We start from the raw sequence: 16829 nt of genomic DNA on the forward strand, positions 1-16829 counted from the left end.
AAATCTATTTCGCCAGGTTAAATCGCATCTTCTGGCAAGTTGAGATCACGCCCGCGCGTTTCTGGGGCAAAGAACGTGGTGACGAACCCTATCCCGGCCATTACGGCGAAGTACAGCGCAATTGGCCACCAGTGGCCAGTGAATGTCAACATGGCCGCTGCTATCAATGGCGCAGTCCCGCCGGACAGAATAGAGCCTAATTCTTTGGCGACGGCCATCTTGGTATAGCGGTTAGTCACACCAAACAGCTCCACTCCCCACGCGGCTTGCACCCCGAAGATACCCAGTGATGCTAAACCCATACCCACAATGATAGTCCCCATCACGATAATAGGCTCGCGGGTTTCCAGCAGCATAAATGCCGGGAAAGCATAGATAATCAATAACAGACAGAACCAGCGGTAGGTAATACGGCGGCCAAAGCGGTCTGACAGATAGCCCGCCAGTGGAATAATCAGGAAGCCCAGACAGGACGCAATGAACACCGCCATAGTTGGCACTGATTTATCCACCATCAGCACTTTGGCCACATAACCGATCATGAAGCCCTGAGCCAGATAAGACGGGCCATTCTCGCCAATACGCAAGCCCACCATGATCCAAAATGATTTACTGCGCTGCCAGAAAGTGCGGTTATCCACTTCAGCCGTGTGTTCACGCCCCTGCGCCAATGCTTGTTGGCGCTGTTGTTCCAATACCAGTTTTTGGCGTTCAAACACCGGGGTTTCGCGCATGTGGCGACGAATAAACAGCGCAGCACCGGCGATTAAAATGCTGGACAGGAATGGAATACGCCAGCCCCAATCGAGCAGAGTTTGCTTGTCCATTTGCAAGACCAGCAACCACACGAGTGCCGCCAGCAGCGTACCGCTGTTAGAACCTAATGCAATAATAGACGAGACCAAACCGCGTCTTTTGGCGGGGGCATACTCCCCCAACATCACCGCACCACCAGACAGTTCGGCACCGGCTCCCAACCCTTGCATAAAGCGCAAGAAGGCCAGACAGGCCGGAGCCCACAAGCCGATAGAAGCATAGCTTGGGATTAGACCAATCAGGGTGGTGGAGGCACCCATCAAGGTGATGGTAGTAATCATAACCACTTTCCGGCCCTTGCGATCCCCTAATCTACCGAACAGCAGCGCGCCAATAGGGCGGGCAATAAAACCGACAGAGTAGGTGGCAAAGCTGGATAATAACGCGATTGCAGGTGTTGCTTCAGGGAAGAAGACATCACCAAATATTATGCCAGCCGCTAAACCATAAAGTGCAAAGTCTGCATACTCCATGGCGGTACCGAGCCAGCAAGAAAAGCTTGCGCGCCAAAAGTCTTTGCGACCCTCAGGCGTAGCCAAGCGCTCTTCTGCAGCCATGCTCTCTGATGGAGCATTGTCTGCCGCCGAGCTATTTAGTGAAGTCATTAAAAAGGTTCCCCTGGTGTTGAAGCATCATGTTCACGCGTCAATGCGTGTTTATTGGCCTTTTACTCAGTCGCCGGGGTCAAACAAGCGAATCTGAGTTTGACGAGAAAACATTAGATAACATTAATCTTAACTCGTCCTTTTAGTGTATCTACCCGCGTAGATAGGTCAAATTAATTATTCTTACTTCAGTGATTGTTCACAAAATTGTCATATATCTGTTCGATATTTGCACGTTTTTTGCGGGTGAGCGCAGCAAAGCTAGCTGCAAGGCAAGAATAAAAAACAGATATATCTTTACTCAAATGGCGCTACACAAAGCAACAATTGGTTTGTTTTTCACAGTAGAATAATGAACAAACACATCGGTAAGTATCTTAAGTTGGACATTCAATAACCCTTGTCTCTCTTGTTCTGGCCGGGTTTCATCACACTGAACAGGATAGATATTGACGTAGAAATTGCCGAACTTCAGTCCGATCGTTATATCTAGATAATCGAGTTTTTTCTCGTTAAATATAATAATACCAAAGAGGTGGCCCGCGTTTTATCGTTTTAAATGGATAGATTTATTGTCTGGATATATTAAAAATAACGTTTAAACACTTTTATTGTGATTGTTGTGATTAGAATTATCTGGAAATTAGTATTTAACCGAGAGTATAAATAGCTGAGTGTCTCCTTGATTAAGTGAGAATAGCAATCATGTATATTGATCCCAAATTATACCCATTAGTTTATCTTACCGCGGCTTTTTTCCCCATTACCGCGTTTTGTGGGTCTGCTCGTGATTATCTGAATGCACCTATTGATGCGTGGCTTGGATTTTACAATGCAGGTTATTCATCATCGGTGACACCCGAAGATGGTATGGATATTACCTCTGATGTTAGGGCAAATGTATTATCTCAATCTTTTATGCTTACCCGGACGATGGATTACTGGGGGAGGACGGGCGGCCTTTCTTTGGTGCTCCCTTACCGTTATGTTGAAACCCATTCCGGTGACTTTCGTGCTTCTACTCGAGGAATCTCTGATATTGGCATGTTGTGGCAGATAAATTTATTTGGCGGCCCGGCATTGGGCCGCGAACAATTTCGGTCTTTTATTCCTGAGACATTCTCCAGTTTTCATTTTTATCTTGGAACTCCATTGGGTGAATATGATGCTCACTCTGCTCTTAACCCGAGTTCAAACCGCTGGGTTTTCTCGCCAACAATGAATTATAGTTACACGCCAGACCAAGGCTGGACGTGGCTTGAGACCTATATCACCACGACGGTATTTACCACTAATGATAACTACCAAGTCGTGGGTGCCTCTAAGCTAGGCCAAGACCCATTAGTTGTTATTGAAGGTCATGCCAGCCGTAATATTACACCTGAAATATGGCTATCTCTTGACAGTTATTACAATGTTGGTGGTGAAACCCATATTGATAATATTGCTCAGGATAATGCGGCCAATACCTTGAGATTAGGCACGGGAATAGGCATAAGGGCATGGAGCGGAGGTGATATTATTATGAATTACGAACGTGTTGTTGCTAAACCCTCACAGCAGCCTGAATCTCAAACTATCAGGATGACCCTACGCCAGTTTTGGTAAAAAACGAGTTTAACGCCGATTAACCACATAGTTTTAGTGGGATATAGTATTATTTAAATAATGATAACTAAAAGTGTTGAATAATTGATTAAATACAGATTTTTAATTCAAAAAAAAGAAATTTAAATTTATGATTCTTACTTAAGGTTAAGTATTTAACATGAGATTGTTTTTAATTAATATTCTTATGTGGTTAGCATTTTTTATTGGTTTCAATACAAGATTAATCTTGCATTTTTATTGGTTTGGAATGATAAATAATAAGAAAGATCTCAGCCAAAACTGTGACTCAGAAATAATGCAAATGTGATTTAGGTCGCTATATTCAGTGGTGGAATATAAATATATTAACGTCGTTTATATTTTATTAAAAAAACCAATAACTGGCCTGTGTTATTTTCAATGTGAGGAGTGCAGATATGGAAAGACGTACATTCTTGAAAGGAGCTGCGGCGTTAGGTTTAGCTGCAGGGACATCCACCGCTGGAGCCGTGGCAGCAGCAGGTAATGCAGCAACAGGAGAGCATGCATTGCCCGATAAAATAGCAGCAGCGCTGGCACGCTTTCGTGAAACTATTCCCGCTAATTTTGATAGAGCTTATGTAGAAAATGCCGTCGTTCCTTTCTTCCTGACTAGTTTTTATGAGGGTGAAAGGCCGATGTTACCGATGATCGATCTGAATTTTACCAAAGAGAATGCCTTACCTTATGATCTTTGGGGCTTAATTTATAAAGACTGGAAACCTACGCCCTCTGAAGGAGTGACTGTTTTTCTGCAAGGTTTAGAGGAACGCGGAGAACATAATCTTCGCAAACGTATTTATTTCACGGCTGTGACAACGGATCTGTACCGCCCGATGTATGGGGATAAAGTGGTGGCATTTTTTGATCAATTAATGGAGCCCCAGTTCGCCAATAAACCCTTTATGCGCCACTATTTAGATTATTATTTTGATATTTATTGGGATCTACATTTAGGGGTTAAAGGTGATGCCATTCCGAAACAAGTCCGAGAGATTGGTGAGTCGTTCAATACGGTATTAGCCTACCGTGATCCATTACAGCCGATTGTTTATGAAAACTACATGACAGTACGCAAACAACTCGATTTCCTCAAACAATGGATTGATGAACGTGTTGACGACATTAATAACGGGCGGACGGCTAACCCAGAAAAAACCATGGTGTGGTATTGGTTGAAAAATGCCGGTAATGGTGAAAATTTCAGTAAGAAAGATATCGTGTTTGAATGCTTCCATAACTTTGTAGCTTTCAGCCAATGGGGCAATACTCTATTCGGTATTATGTCGCGGTTGAGTGAAAATGAAGGTGACCCAACAGTACGCGAAGCATTTAAAAAGACCATGAGCGGTGATTTCGATAATGCCAATGGTGCGCCTTACACACCGTTAGAATTATTTGTTATGGAGTTATTCCGCACTATCTCACCGAATGGCGGCAGTATTTCTGCGGTTGAAGATGCGCGAACCTCCGCTTATGGGGAGTCGCCTCACAAACGATTTGGTCTGCCTTTTGAACGCCATAGCTATATCAGCACACCACACACCAGCACCAGTTTTAGCCCCGTTCACTGGAAAGATCCTGACGAGTTCTCTCCCGATCGCTATCTTAAGGTGCCCACTAGCGCTGAAATAACCGAAGAGAAATGTCAGCAAATTGGTCTTGCTCGTTGCCCGTTTGATATCACCTCGTTGGCGGTAAAAGATGGTCGCAATGTCGCGGTGACGAACAGCGGTTTTGGTACGGTATTTGGTGTGGTCGACGGCAAAGCAAAACCCGTATGTGACTATGCAGGATTTGCGCCTTTTGGCTTCAGTTATCGCCGCTGCCCTGGTGAGCAACTGACTATTCAGGTGTTTGAAGATTTTCTGCGTAAAGTATGGCGGGACAAAATTGTGTTCAATAAATTGCAACTGGGTAAACCAGGCAGAGTGCCTATTGGCCCCAATGCCGTCATTGATGACAATATTGGTTTTAGTCGTTAAGTCTCATTTTCCTTCCCAGCCCGCCTTCGCGGGCTTTCTCTTCTGTTAATCCCTGTCATATATCGGTATTATCCTGATATTAGTAATGCAAATCATTGGCGTTCCCAATCAAGGATATCCACATTCCTACTTTTCAGGAGAGAAAATGCGATTACGTTTAGCTTTATTTTCATCATTACTGGCACTTACTGCGGTGCTTACCGGGTGTGATAATTCCTCTACGGCCCCTGAAGAAACAGCAAAAATCAGTATCGAACATGCACAGGGCACCACTCAGGTTCCGCTTAATCCGCAAAAAGTCATCATATTGAACCCCTCTACATTGGATATTGCCGATGCCCTGAATATCAAAGTGGCTGGTGTACCCCAGACCAGCACCCATCTTCCGGCCTTTTTATCCAAATACACTGGTGCAGAATATCTGAATGCGGGAACATTATTTGAACCGGATTATGAAGCTCTTAGCCAAGCTAAACCTGACCTAATTATTGCGGGTGGCCGTGCTCAAGATGCCTATGACAAACTTAGCGCTCTTGCCCCGACCATCTCATTGGATATCGATCCTAAGAATTTTACCCAAAGTCTGACTCAGCGTACGGAGCAATTAGCCTCTATCTTTGGTAAAGAAGAAGAAGCGAAAACTCTGTTGGGTAAATTTACCTCTCAGATTAATGCTATTAAACAGAAATCAGCTAACGCCGGATCTGCCATGTTGGTGATGGTCAGTGGTGGAAAAATGTCTGCTTATACACCGGGCTCGCGTTTTGGTTTTATTTTTGACGAGTTAGGATTCACACCAGCGGCCAGCTTCACTGAAGCCGGTAATCATGGCAATGTGGTCACCTCCGAATTTATTCTTGATGCCAACCCTGAATGGCTGTTTGTCCTTGACCGCGATAATGCGATTGGCCGTACTGAAAACCAATCGGCACAACAGGTTCTGGATAACCCGCTGATTCATAAAACCAAAGCATGGCAAAATAATCATGTGATTTATCTTGATTCAGCTTCGCTCTATATTGCCGGTGGTGTGCAGAGTTATATGCAACTGATGGATAAAATCAGTTCAGTGCTGGATAAACAAGCCTCTGCGCAGTAATTCTCACTGATGAAAAATCTTAGCTTTATTGCTGGCCTGGTTATTTTACTGGGCCTAATGACATGCAGTCTGTTTATTGGTGTTGGGAATGTCACATTGGCTGAAGTCTGGTCAGACCCTGACATGCGCGATATTTTTTTGATAAGTCGTGTGCCGAGAACGCTAGCATTAGTTTTGGCGGGCAGTGCTATGAGTGTTGCTGGCCTTATTATGCAGATGCTTACTCAGAACCGATTTGTCGAACCTTCGATTGCAGGTACCACCCAGTCGGCCAGTCTCGGATTATTATTAGTCATGGTGTTTAGTCCCGCGGCTCCGGTCATGGTTAAGATGTTGGTTGCCACTGTATTTGCTATGGGTGGGACAGCACTGTTTATGCTGTTGCTGGCACGAATGAGAATGAAATCGGCGCTGATGGTGCCGTTGACCGGTATCATGCTGGGGGCGGTATTTAGCGCAGTGACGACCTTCCTGGCAATGGAGTTTGATCTGCTGCAATCATTGGGCAGTTGGGAATCAGGTGATTTCTCAGGAGTGCTACAGGGCCGTTATGAACTGCTGTGGATCGTGGGCGCATTGACGTTGATTGCCTGCTTGATAGCCGACCGTTTTACTGTCGCCGGAATGGGGCGGGATTTCTCCGTCAATGTCGGCTTGAATTATCAACGGGTTATGCTGATGGGAATGTCCATTATTGCCATTGTCAGTGGCGTAGTGGTGGTGGTGATTGGCGTGCTACCTTTCCTCGGGTTAATTGTTCCCAATATTGTCAGTATGGCTATGGGCGATAACTTGCGCCGAACCATCCCTTGGGTGGCGTTGTGTGGCGGTGGCTTGGTGGTTCTATGTGACATTATTGGTCGGTTAGTTAGTTATCCGTTTGAAATACCTGCCAGCGTTATTCTGGGCGCAATTGGCGCACTCGTTTTCCTATTATTAATTGTTAGGACAAAACGTCATGCAGGTTAATGAGTATTCTTCATCAGGCTCTCTTTCCCAAGAGAGCAGCAAAACATTGAGCTCACCCTCAAAGCGATTATTGTTATTGAGTGTTATCGCCCTTGTCGCGATTATCATTTTCATGACAATTAATCTTAGGGGCAATATCCAGTATGTCTTGGTGCATCGCGGTCTTATTTTAGCCACCATGATATTGGTCGCATTTGCCGCCGGTATTGCTACCGTGTTATTCCAAACAGTGACTAATAATCGTATTTTGACGCCGTCAGTCATGGGGCTTGAGGCTTTGTTTATTCTGATCCAAACGATGTTGATCTTTTTTGTCGATGCTAATGGATTCAGGGTATTAGGAATAACAGGAAAATTCCTTTGTGAGTCGGCTTTGTTACTGCTGTTCTCGGTATTTCTGTATCGCTGGTTGCTGACCGGCGTTGGGATCAACCTTCACAAGGTATTATTGGTCGGGTTGGTTTGTGGCACCTTGTTCCGCAGTTTATCCAGCTTGATGCAGCGCCTGCTCTCACCAGGAGAGTTTGCGATTTTGCAGGGTAGGGTCTTCGCCACCTTCACGCGAGCTGCGCCGGAAATTATTGCCCTTTCTACTGGGATAATTATTATCGTGGCGATTGCCATTTGGCGTATGCGCCATTCTCTCGATATTATTGCGTTGGGTAGAAATACTGCGATTAATCTGGGCGTAGCCTACCAGAAAAGAATCACTGTTATTTTGCTGCTGGTCTCATTGCTGGTGGCTATATCGACGGCGCTGGTTGGGCCATTAACCTTTTTAGGTTTGCTTATCGCTAATCTGGCTTATCCACTGGTGGGTTCATTCCGGCATCAATATTTGCTGCCGGGGGTCTTTCTGCTAGGGGTTATTACGCTGGTCGGTGGGCAATTAATCCTCGAACGTTTATTGAACATGTCGGGAACGCTTTCCGTGGTCATTGAATTTGTAGGTGGCGCGCTGTTTATTTATCTTTTAATAAAAAAGGCTCCGGTGTGATTGAACTAACTGATATTAATAAAAAATACCAGAATACAACGGTACTCAATAATATAAATGAGAGCATTCCTTCTGGTGGTATAACATCAATCATTGGGCCAAATGGCGCGGGTAAGTCGACGTTATTGTCGATTATGAGCCGTTTACTGACACCTGATCTCGGGCATGTTCAGTTTAATGGGCTGGATGTTGCCAAAACCTCTGGCGATAAGCTGGCGACTATTCTCTCTGTATTACGGCAGGAAAATCATTTTACCAGCCGACTGACAGTTGCGGATTTGGTTGGATTTGGCCGTTACCCTTATTCGAAAGGGCGGCTTAATGAAAATGATCGCCAACATATTGATGCGGCGATGGAGTTTCTCAATTTGGTTCCGCTGAAAGACCGCTATCTTGATGAATTGTCAGGCGGGCAACGGCAACGCGCTTATGTTGCCATGGTGTTGTGTCAGGATACGAAATATATCTTGCTGGATGAGCCATTAAATAATCTGGATATGAAGCATTGTGTCGCGATGATGAAGCAATTGCGGCGCGCAGCAGATGAATTAAATAAAACCATCATATTGGTTATTCATGATATTAACTTCGCTTCTGCGTATTCCGACCATATTATTGCCATGAAAGATGGCGAGGTTATCTATCGTGGAGCACCTGAAGAAATAATGCAGCCGGATATCCTCGAAGAAATTTTTGATATAAAAATCAAGATCGAAAAAGTGCAAGATCAGCATATCGCGGTTTATTACCGCTAAGGCACTGAGCGGCGACTTTTCCCTTATTCGTGGCTCAGTTGTCTGCCACGAATAGGTTGTCCGCTACGAATAAGATGATTATTAAATTGCGGCGTATTCTCCGGTGCCCTCTGGCCATGGCGTCAGCAGGTCGTAGCCGGTTTCTGTTACCGCAATGGTGTGTTCCCATTGGGCTGAAAGGGAGCGGTCTTTGGTGACCACCGTCCAACCATCAGCAAGTACGCTAGTGGCCGCTTTACCAGTATTAATCATTGGCTCGATGGTAAAAATCATCCCTGCTTTAAGCGGCATGCCCACACCTGGTGTCCCGTAGTGCAGAATTTGTGGCGCAGTATGATATTCCTGACCCACACCGTGACCACAATATTCCCTTACGACGGAAAAACCAGCACCCTCCGCCACCTGTTGAATCGCTGCCCCGATATCGCCGAGTGTTGCTCCTGGACGTACCACCTTAATTCCTGCCACCATCGACAAATAAGTAATATCTACCAGTCGTTTAGCTCTTACAGAAGGCTCACCGACAAAGTACATTCTACTGGTGTCGCCATACCAACCATCTTTAATAATGGCGACATCAATATTCACGATATCGCCATTTTTGAGTTTTTTATCGGAAGGAATTCCGTGGCAGACCACATGATTCACCGAGGTACAAACTGTGTGCGTATAGCCGTGATAGCCAATATTGGCAGGGATAACTTTCAGTTCGTTAACGATGTAATCGTGGCACAACCGGTCAATCTCATCCGTTGTGACCCCGGCAAGGACATAGGGTGTGATCATTTCCAGCACTTTTGCGGCGGTTTGGCCAGCGGCACGCGCCATTTCAATTTCTGCTGGTGAGTGGATTTTTACTGCTGTCATTGCGCATTCTCTTCTTTATTAAGCATATGGGATTCACTCTGGATGATTCTGGCAATGTCCGCTCCACCCTGTAATTCCACCTGAACCAGCGCGCGAGCAAGCTCGTGATGGCTCAACTGAGGATAAAGCTCGGCAAGCATACCCATTTTGAGCCAATGCTCGGCCTGTGCGTTTATTGACCGGCTCATGGCATTACTGGCAATGCGAAGATTCTCATGCATCAAATCGGAGATTTTAACAATTCCCATACAACACCTATACGAAACATATATGTTATGTATATTGTCATAAATGATTTTAGGTTACCAGAGTTTGATATGGCCCAAGGTAGGGAGCTGAGCAAATATCCCCGCCATACTTCAAGCCGTATGTGCTGCATTAGCTAGATTCGTTACTCGGCCCGTCCACGAGGCTCGCCTCTATTTACCGCTTTCCTGCAACTCTAATTATTTAGGGTATATACCATCTGCATTTTTGCCTAATATGGGAAATAAAGAGGATCCTATAGGCTCATTCCGGCAAATAATAAAAAGGCAGTTATCGGCGCTATCTGGTCAGGATAAGAGTTCTATCACTATTTATAGTTAATTTTTGTCATAAAAATAAGCTGTTGCGAGAAAATTTGTTCTATGATCGAGAGCGTGCCCTCGAATTTTTTATTGGGGGACTGTTCATTAAGGAGAACTTTATGTCTCATATGCCATTAATTCAGCTCCCTCACACGCATGGCGAAGGTTGCCTCTGTAATAGTCCGGCATTCGTGCGCATTAATACGGTGTTTTCCCAGAAAGCGGCTCAATCAACACCTATCACTCCGGCGATTGTTGCGGCGGCGGTATCGGGAGCAAAACCACAAAAAAGAGATGTTGCTGCCAATACGGTGCGCGTGGTGGCTTTTATTAATGTCCGCGTCTTTGATGGTGTTTCAGACCACTTGCGCGATGGGCTACGAGTATTAGTCGAAGGCAACAAAATTAAATCGGTTGAGCCTGCGGATACACCGCTCTCAGCGGATGTGGAGCTCATTGATGGCGGCGGCGGCGTATTGATGCCGGGGCTGATTGATGCCCACTGGCATGCCATTATGGCCCGCCCGTCGATGATGACAGCCATGACGGCGGATTTTAACTATATTCAGGCGCTGGCCATTGCTGAAGCTGACGCGACATTGATGCGCGGTTTTACCACCGTGCGTGATATGGGCGGGCCGGTTTTTGGACTGAAACGCGCGATTGATGAGCATGTTGCCACTGGCCCGCGAATCTTCCCTTCGGGCGCATTCATTACTCAGACCGGTGGGCATGGCGATTTTCGTTTACTTGGTGAATTGCCGCACACCCCTTCTGATCCACTAAGTTATGCCGAGCGGGTGGGCATGACGGCGATTGCCGATGGCGCTGATCAAGTATTATTGCGGGCCAGAGAACAATTAATGCGAGGAGCATCGCAACTCAAATATATGGCGGGTGGCGGTGTAGCCTCCATGTATGATTCTATCAGCGTGACGGAAGGTTCAATTCCAGAAATTCAGGCGGCGGTCACAGCAGCTGAAAACTGGGGCACTTATGTCACTGTCCACGCCTACACTGCCCGGGCTGTTACTATGGCGATTAACGGTGGGGTTAAGTGCATTGAACATGGCCAGTTGGTGGATGAGCAAACTGTTCAGTTAATGGCAGACAAAGGTATCTGGTGGAGCCTGCAACCTTTCCTTGATGACGAGGATGCAGTACCAATGGCAAGCCCGGCGTCACGAGCCAAGCAACTCGAAATGGTGGCTGGCACGGATACAGCTTATATGTTGGCGAAAAAATACAACATTAAGACCGCATGGGGCACAGATACTCTGTTTGATGCCCGGCTGGCAACCCGGCAAGGTGCGCAATTAGCCAAGTTGATCCGCTGGTATTCTCCGCTTGAAATTCTCAAGATGGCAACCCGTGTTAATGCTGAGCTTTGTGCCTTCTCTGGCCCCAGAAATCCTTACCCCGGTAAGTTGGGAGTGGTGGAAAATGGTGCGCTGGCTGACCTGATTCTGGTCGATGGTAATCCTCTGGATGATATCCAACTTGTTGCCCAGCCAGAGAAAGCATTCCGTTTAATCATGAAAGATGGGCAAATTTTCAAAAATACTTTAGGAAGCCATCCGTAGCCGCTGTTTATAATCATAAACTTAAATTTCTGGTGGGATGTTGCGAGTTAATTGAGGTTGTTCAATGAATAATATGACTTCCCTCAGGAAGCAGCAGGGGCTTTTTTCTCTGTTTTTAAGCGCCATAAAACAGAATCTATGGCTTGGGCCATGGGTTCTGTTATCGGCTATCGCCCTGAGTGGTTGCTCAGGTGCCGAGGCTCCCTCGTTTTCGTTGGTCGGTTCCTATTTTCCCTCTTGGATGGCTTGCGCTTTTATCGGAATAATCACAGCAGTGATTGCGCGTGTTGTATTTATTCGAGTTGGTATTGATGATGTGCTGCCATGGCGGCTGTTGGTGTATGTCTGTCTGGCGCTTGCGGTGGCATTTATCTGTTCTCTATTACTGTTTACGCGATGAATGATAAATATGAATAAACTACAGGGGAGTGGGCGCAAACGGCAACTGGCGCTAATTGTTGCTGGCGTTATCATCATCGCGGCCGCAATACTAGGTTGGCTTTCGGTGCGGCAGACCACACTGAATCCGTTGTCTGAGGATGCCGAGTTAGGGGCCAGTGTGGTGCATGTTGTCAGTGCGGTTCCGGGGCGTATTATCTCAATTAATGTCACGGAAAACAGCAAGGTTCAGCGGGGTGACCTGTTGTTCACCATCGAACCGGATCTTTATCGGCTACAAGTCGAACAGGCGCAGGCCGAGCTAAAAATGGCGGAGGCCGCCCGCGATACCCAGCAACGGACAGTGGTGGCGGAGCAATCCAATGCGGCGATCACCAATGAACAGATTGTCCGAGCGCAGGCCAACCTCAGGTTAGCCACTCAGACATTAGCCCGTCTGCAACCTTTACTCCCAAAAGGCTATGTGACCGCGCAGCAGGTCGATGATGCGGCGACGGCAAAACACGATGCCGAGGTCAGCCTAAAACAAGCTTTAAAACAGTCATTTGCCGCGGAGGCTTTGGTCAGCAGCACCGCTGCTTCTGAAGCGCTGGTGGTGGCACGCCGAGCCGCACTGGCGATTGCTGAACGCGAACTGGCGAATACACAAGTGCGTGCGCCCCACGATGGTCGAGTCGTCGGGCTGACAGTTGCCGCCGGGGAGTTTGTCGTTCCGGATCAGGCTATTTTTACGCTTATTAATACCGAACATTGGCATGCCTCGGCATTTTTCCGCGAGACAGAACTGAAGCATATCAAGGTGGGCGATTGCGCTACCGTGTATGTCATGGCGGACAGACAGCGCGCAATTCAGGGGCGGGTCGAGGGGATTGGTTGGGGCGTGAGTTCTGAAGATATGTTGAATATTCCGCGTGGTCTGCCTTATGTGCCGAAGTCACTAAATTGGGTACGTGTTGTTCAGCGTTTCCCGGTGAGAATCAGTCTGGAAAAACCGCCGGAGGACCTGATGCGAGTTGGGGCGACTGCTGTGGTTATTGTGCGTAATGACGACGGTTGCTGACGGCACCCTTGGCGGCATCATCCGCCAGGCAAAAGCTGATTTAGCCTATTTCCCTGGGCGAGTGGCGATGGCCTGGCGGGTAGCGGCGCTCTGCGCATTGATGGCTCTGGTCGCCATGGTGTACGGCATTCCAGAATCTGCGATCAGCTGCTATCTCATTATTTTCGTGATGAAACCGGATGGTGTAGAAAGCATGGTGATGGCTATTGCTATCACCATATTGGTGTCGCTGGTCGTTGGCTTGGTATTCCTGCTTATCCACTTCACGTTGGAAGCCGCGCCATTGCGTATGGCGGCTTTGATTGTTAGCTCATTTTTGTTTCTCTATCTCGGCTCTGCCAGCAAACTCGGCCCTGTTGGGAGTATTATTGCGCTGGTGATTGCTTTTGTGATGACGTTGCTGAGTGATATTCCGATGGGGGAAGTGGCAACGCGGGGGCTGTTGTATGCCTGGTTAATGGCTGTTGCCCCGATGTTGTTGATTATTGGCTTCAACCTTTTTCTTGGCCGGGCACCTCAGACATTATTGCGCGCCAGTTTATCCGAGCGGCTATCTACCGTGGCGGAGGCATTGCGCGAACCTAGTGCCGCCAACCTCGCCCGTGTAGGGGATCTGCTGCAAGAAGGACAAAATGAACATCAACAACGGGCGCTTTTTGTGCGTATTTTTCATCTGCGACCCTCGGCTGAAGCGGCCTGGCTAGAGAGCGCGGTAAAAAGCAGTTACCGGTTGCTGTTGGCAACCTCGGCTTTACCAGCAGCCTCACCGGAACATGTTCGCCTCGAACTGGCGAACTATTGTAGTGCTACAGCACAGGCCATTTCTACGGGAAATGTGGTTGATATTATTAACTTTTCTAGCGAGAGTGCCAGTAGCGAAATAAAAGAAATCAGCAACGCGCTGATAGCGCTAGCGACAGGGGATAGTGGGCAAGATTTGGATGCGCCTAAATCATCATTCTTTGCCGCAGACGCCCTAACCAACCCTGTTCATCAGCAGTTTGCCCTGAAAACTACGGCCGCGGCGCTGATTTGCTATCTGATCTACACCGCATTGGACTGGCAGGATATTCATACCGCCATGATCACCTGCTATGTTGCGGCGCTGGGCACCACCGGCGAGACGGTGCATAAACTCGTATTACGGATCATTGGTTGCTTGATTGGGGCATTGATGGGGGTGCTGTCGATTATCTTCATCATTCCCCATCTGAATGATATTGGGCAATTGATGGCGCTGGTGTTTGGCTGCATTCTACTGGCCGCTTGGGTGTCATGTGGTAGTGAGCGCATCGCGTATGCTGGAGTGCAGGTCGGGCTGGCCTTCTTGCTGACGGTATTGCAAGGTTTTGGGCCGAGCACTGATCTGGGCGTAGCGCTGGATAGGGTGCTGGGTATTTTGCTGGGCAATCTGGTGGTGTATATGATTTTCACCCGATTATGGCCGGTGGCGATTACAGATGCGGTGCGTATACATATCAGTAACAGCTTGAAGGCGCTAACAAATTTAGCCGCATTATCGCCCGAAGCACGGCCAGCGGCGCTAAGAGAGGCTACCATTGTTGAGGCGGAGATTAGCAGTGCGCAAGAAGAACTGGCGCTGATCCCCTTCGAGCCCGCGCAATTACGCCCCTCGCGAGAAGAATGCGCGCGCTTACAAGCAATACTGGCCGAAATGGGTAAATTATGCCCGGTGTTATTTCTCCCCACTGAAAAATCGGCGTCCGATGTAGAACAATTGCGTCGGCTTTCGGCAGGTGGCGATGCTACGACATTATCTAACAAGCAAAAACAGAATGGCACATCCTTGCGGCAAGAATTATTGCCAATTGATCTGACTATTCAACAACGTATAAAGCGGCTTGAGGAACTTCTGGGAATTGGATGACATGATGACGCACGTTGTATTGACGGCCCGGATAGTGAAAATAAGTTTGACTGGCTCGGTATTGAGTCTGAGCATGTTGATCGCCGGTTGTGCTACAGATCGCTTGGATCTTGCACCTGCATCTTATACCGAACCTTGGGCGCCTGAGGCCAATGCTTCGGTGGGGAGCGGTAACTTTTCTGTTCCACCGAATCCGCTGGTAGCGGAATTGGCTCCGCCGCCGACCATAAAAAGTGACCGTGCTTATTCGTTACCAGAATTGATTGATATCGCCCAAAGTCAGAATCCAGATACTCGTATTGCCTGGCAACAAGCGCGGCAAGCAGCACTGGCGGTAGGAATGGGGGAGGCGATATTTTTACCTATCATTTCAGCGAGTGTGATTGGCGGCTACCAAAGTACGACCACGCCGTTACCTTACGCGATTGGCGGCGATAAGGATCTGAAAACCTCCGGTAGTGCGGTGGTTCCTGCTTTGGCATTACAGTGGCTTATCTTTGATTTCGGTCAGCGCAGCGCGCTGCTTGATGCAGCTAAACAGACTTCCTATGCGGCTAATGTGACCTTTAATGGTATGCACCAGAAGCTCATTTATGATGTCACTCGCAGTTACTTCCAATATGGCGCCGCACAAACTCAGCGCCAGATAGCAGAGCAAACGCTGAAAAATAGCCTAAAAATTCAGGATGCTGCCGAGGAACGTCGTAAAAATGGGATCGCGACGACCGTTGAAGTGGCGCTGGCGCAGCAGCAGGTTGCGCAGTCCGAGTTACGTCGCGTGATGGCAAAGGGCAGTGAACGTGATGCTTATCAGGTATTGCTGGGTGCGATGGGGGTTTCCCCGTCATTGGATATGAAAGTCGGGTATGCCGAGGATCGGGCTTTGCCAAATGGGATCAGCGCACCCACCGAAAAAATGATTCGGCTGGCGCTTTCCCAGCGACCAGATGTGTTAGCCAGTTATGCGGCGGTTGAAGCTGCCAAAGCGGGTATCAAAGCAACAGAGGCCGATTTCTTGCCCAAAGTCTATCTGGCTGGAGCTGTAGCGGGCGGTGATGGGCGTTTTGATATTCAGGGCTTGCCCGGTATCAGCCAACAAACCTCATCTTCCAGTATTTTGGTCGGGGTCAGTGTCCCTCTTTATGATGGCGGGATACGCGCGGCACGGGTGAAAGAGGCTGAATCCCGTGCGGCAGTGGCTGCCGAAGGGTTTAAGAAAACGCAGGACTTAGCCGTGCGTGAAATCGTGGTGGCGGCTGATACCTTGCGTTCTGCGCTTGAATCCAATCAGGCAGCACTCAATCTGGTGAAAACCTCATTTATTACCTATGACGCCGCACTGGAATCTTATCGTAATGGTGTCGGCACAATAACCGTGGCCAATGAGGCCGCCAATGGATTGTTGAATGCGCAGCAAATGAGCACGGATGCGCATGCCGCTTCTTTGGTCGCTGCCGCTAATCTGGCTTTTGTGATGGGTAAAATGACGAATACTTCAGAATCGTTGGCGCTGCTGCATTAGCGGCTGGCGTAGTGAATCATGCCGTTTATGGTGCCAATAAACAGGGGCGAGAATAGCACGATGCTAATGGCATTAGGGTTATTCCC

Annotated in this window: 14 protein-coding genes; 11 read left to right on the forward strand and 3 right to left on the reverse strand. The window is 47.7% G+C overall.

The window, feature by feature from the left end; all coding sequences use genetic code 11:
* Positions 1-17 precede the first annotated feature (17 nt).
* On the reverse strand, positions 18-1421 hold the full coding sequence (locus tag DX162_RS09415) for an MFS transporter (protein ID WP_032820688.1): 1404 nt from the start codon (positions 1419-1421) through the stop codon (positions 18-20).
* A 705-nt stretch (positions 1422-2126) separates the two neighbouring features.
* Here DX162_RS09415 and DX162_RS09425 point away from each other — a divergent pair.
* From DX162_RS09425 to DX162_RS09450, 6 genes are all read left to right on the forward strand, one after another.
* Positions 2127-3029 carry a transporter gene (locus DX162_RS09425; RefSeq protein WP_004392208.1) on the forward strand — a complete coding sequence of 301 codons (903 nt, stop codon included), beginning with the start codon at positions 2127-2129 and terminating at the stop codon, positions 3027-3029.
* Between the two features lie 419 nt (positions 3030-3448).
* Complete coding sequence (locus tag DX162_RS09430; RefSeq protein ID WP_115155856.1) at positions 3449-5035, forward strand: cytochrome P450 family protein; 1587 nt, start codon at positions 3449-3451, stop codon at positions 5033-5035.
* A gap of 145 nt (positions 5036-5180) precedes the next feature.
* Positions 5181-6134 (forward strand): siderophore ABC transporter substrate-binding protein, encoded by a 954-nt coding sequence (locus DX162_RS09435; RefSeq protein WP_032820686.1) that lies wholly within the window; start codon positions 5181-5183, stop codon positions 6132-6134.
* 9 nt (positions 6135-6143) lie between these two features.
* A complete protein-coding gene (locus DX162_RS09440; RefSeq protein WP_004392204.1) occupies positions 6144-7103 on the forward strand; it encodes an ABC transporter permease in 960 nt (319 codons plus the stop codon).
* Entirely contained in the window at positions 7093-8100 is a 1008-nt protein-coding gene (locus DX162_RS09445; RefSeq protein WP_032820685.1) for an iron chelate uptake ABC transporter family permease subunit, read from the forward strand. Before DX162_RS09440 ends, DX162_RS09445 begins: the two co-directional genes overlap by 11 nt.
* Positions 8097-8855 (forward strand): iron ABC transporter ATP-binding protein, encoded by a 759-nt coding sequence (locus tag DX162_RS09450; RefSeq protein ID WP_032820684.1) that lies wholly within the window; start codon positions 8097-8099, stop codon positions 8853-8855. The genes DX162_RS09445 and DX162_RS09450 overlap by 4 nt, the downstream gene beginning before the upstream one ends.
* An 81-nt stretch (positions 8856-8936) precedes the next feature.
* On the opposite strand, the gene map is transcribed toward DX162_RS09450, so the two are convergent.
* Together map and DX162_RS09460 are read right to left on the reverse strand one after the other, a co-directional pair.
* Positions 8937-9722 carry a type I methionyl aminopeptidase gene (map, locus tag DX162_RS09455; RefSeq protein WP_032820683.1) on the reverse strand — a complete coding sequence of 262 codons (786 nt, stop codon included), beginning with the start codon at positions 9720-9722 and terminating at the stop codon, positions 8937-8939.
* On the reverse strand, positions 9719-9970 hold the full coding sequence (locus tag DX162_RS09460; protein WP_004392200.1) for a ParD-like family protein: 252 nt from the start codon (positions 9968-9970) through the stop codon (positions 9719-9721). Before DX162_RS09460 ends, map begins: the two co-directional genes overlap by 4 nt.
* Before the next feature lie 440 nt (positions 9971-10410).
* On the opposite strand from DX162_RS09460, the gene DX162_RS09465 reads away from it, so the two are divergent.
* The 5 genes from DX162_RS09465 to DX162_RS09485 all read left to right on the forward strand — a co-directional run bounded on the left by DX162_RS09465 (position 10411) and on the right by DX162_RS09485 (position 16743).
* A complete protein-coding gene (locus DX162_RS09465) occupies positions 10411-11874 on the forward strand; it encodes a metal-dependent hydrolase family protein (protein WP_032820682.1) in 1464 nt (487 codons plus the stop codon).
* A 64-nt stretch (positions 11875-11938) separates the two neighbouring features.
* A complete protein-coding gene (locus tag DX162_RS09470; RefSeq protein WP_172460430.1) occupies positions 11939-12274 on the forward strand; it encodes a YtcA family lipoprotein in 336 nt (111 codons plus the stop codon).
* Between the two features lie 9 nt (positions 12275-12283).
* A complete protein-coding gene (gene mdtN, locus DX162_RS09475) occupies positions 12284-13333 on the forward strand; it encodes a multidrug transporter subunit MdtN (protein ID WP_004392197.1) in 1050 nt (349 codons plus the stop codon).
* On the forward strand, positions 13317-15221 hold the full coding sequence (locus DX162_RS09480; protein WP_032820681.1) for an FUSC family protein: 1905 nt from the start codon (positions 13317-13319) through the stop codon (positions 15219-15221). Before mdtN ends, DX162_RS09480 begins: the two co-directional genes overlap by 17 nt.
* A 1-nt stretch (position 15222) precedes the next feature.
* Positions 15223-16743 carry a TolC family protein gene (locus DX162_RS09485; protein WP_032820679.1) on the forward strand — a complete coding sequence of 507 codons (1521 nt, stop codon included), beginning with the start codon at positions 15223-15225 and terminating at the stop codon, positions 16741-16743.
* Positions 16744-16829 lie beyond the last annotated feature (86 nt).

The organism is Yersinia kristensenii, assembly GCF_900460525.1.
GTDB lineage: Bacteria > Pseudomonadota > Gammaproteobacteria > Enterobacterales > Enterobacteriaceae > Yersinia > Yersinia kristensenii.

Excerpts from the sequence above, each read along its gene's own strand:
- DX162_RS09415 (WP_032820688.1), bottom strand. The coding sequence starts at position 1,421 with ATGACTTCACTAAATAGCTCGGCGGCAGACAATGCTCCATCAGAGAGC.
- DX162_RS09425 (WP_004392208.1), top strand. The coding sequence starts at position 2,127 with ATGTATATTGATCCCAAATTATACCCATTAGTTTATCTTACCGCGGCT.
- DX162_RS09430 (WP_115155856.1), top strand. The coding sequence starts at position 3,449 with ATGGAAAGACGTACATTCTTGAAAGGAGCTGCGGCGTTAGGTTTAGCT.
- DX162_RS09435 (WP_032820686.1), top strand. The coding sequence starts at position 5,181 with ATGCGATTACGTTTAGCTTTATTTTCATCATTACTGGCACTTACTGCG.
- DX162_RS09440 (WP_004392204.1), top strand. The coding sequence starts at position 6,144 with ATGAAAAATCTTAGCTTTATTGCTGGCCTGGTTATTTTACTGGGCCTA.
- DX162_RS09445 (WP_032820685.1), top strand. The coding sequence starts at position 7,093 with ATGCAGGTTAATGAGTATTCTTCATCAGGCTCTCTTTCCCAAGAGAGC.
- map (WP_032820683.1), bottom strand. The coding sequence starts at position 9,722 with ATGACAGCAGTAAAAATCCACTCACCAGCAGAAATTGAAATGGCGCGT.
- DX162_RS09460 (WP_004392200.1), bottom strand. The coding sequence starts at position 9,970 with ATGGGAATTGTTAAAATCTCCGATTTGATGCATGAGAATCTTCGCATT.
- DX162_RS09465 (WP_032820682.1), top strand. The coding sequence starts at position 10,411 with ATGTCTCATATGCCATTAATTCAGCTCCCTCACACGCATGGCGAAGGT.
- DX162_RS09470 (WP_172460430.1), top strand. The coding sequence starts at position 11,939 with ATGAATAATATGACTTCCCTCAGGAAGCAGCAGGGGCTTTTTTCTCTG.
- mdtN (WP_004392197.1), top strand. The coding sequence starts at position 12,284 with ATGAATAAACTACAGGGGAGTGGGCGCAAACGGCAACTGGCGCTAATT.
- DX162_RS09480 (WP_032820681.1), top strand. The coding sequence starts at position 13,317 with ATGACGACGGTTGCTGACGGCACCCTTGGCGGCATCATCCGCCAGGCA.
- DX162_RS09485 (WP_032820679.1), top strand. The coding sequence starts at position 15,223 with ATGATGACGCACGTTGTATTGACGGCCCGGATAGTGAAAATAAGTTTG.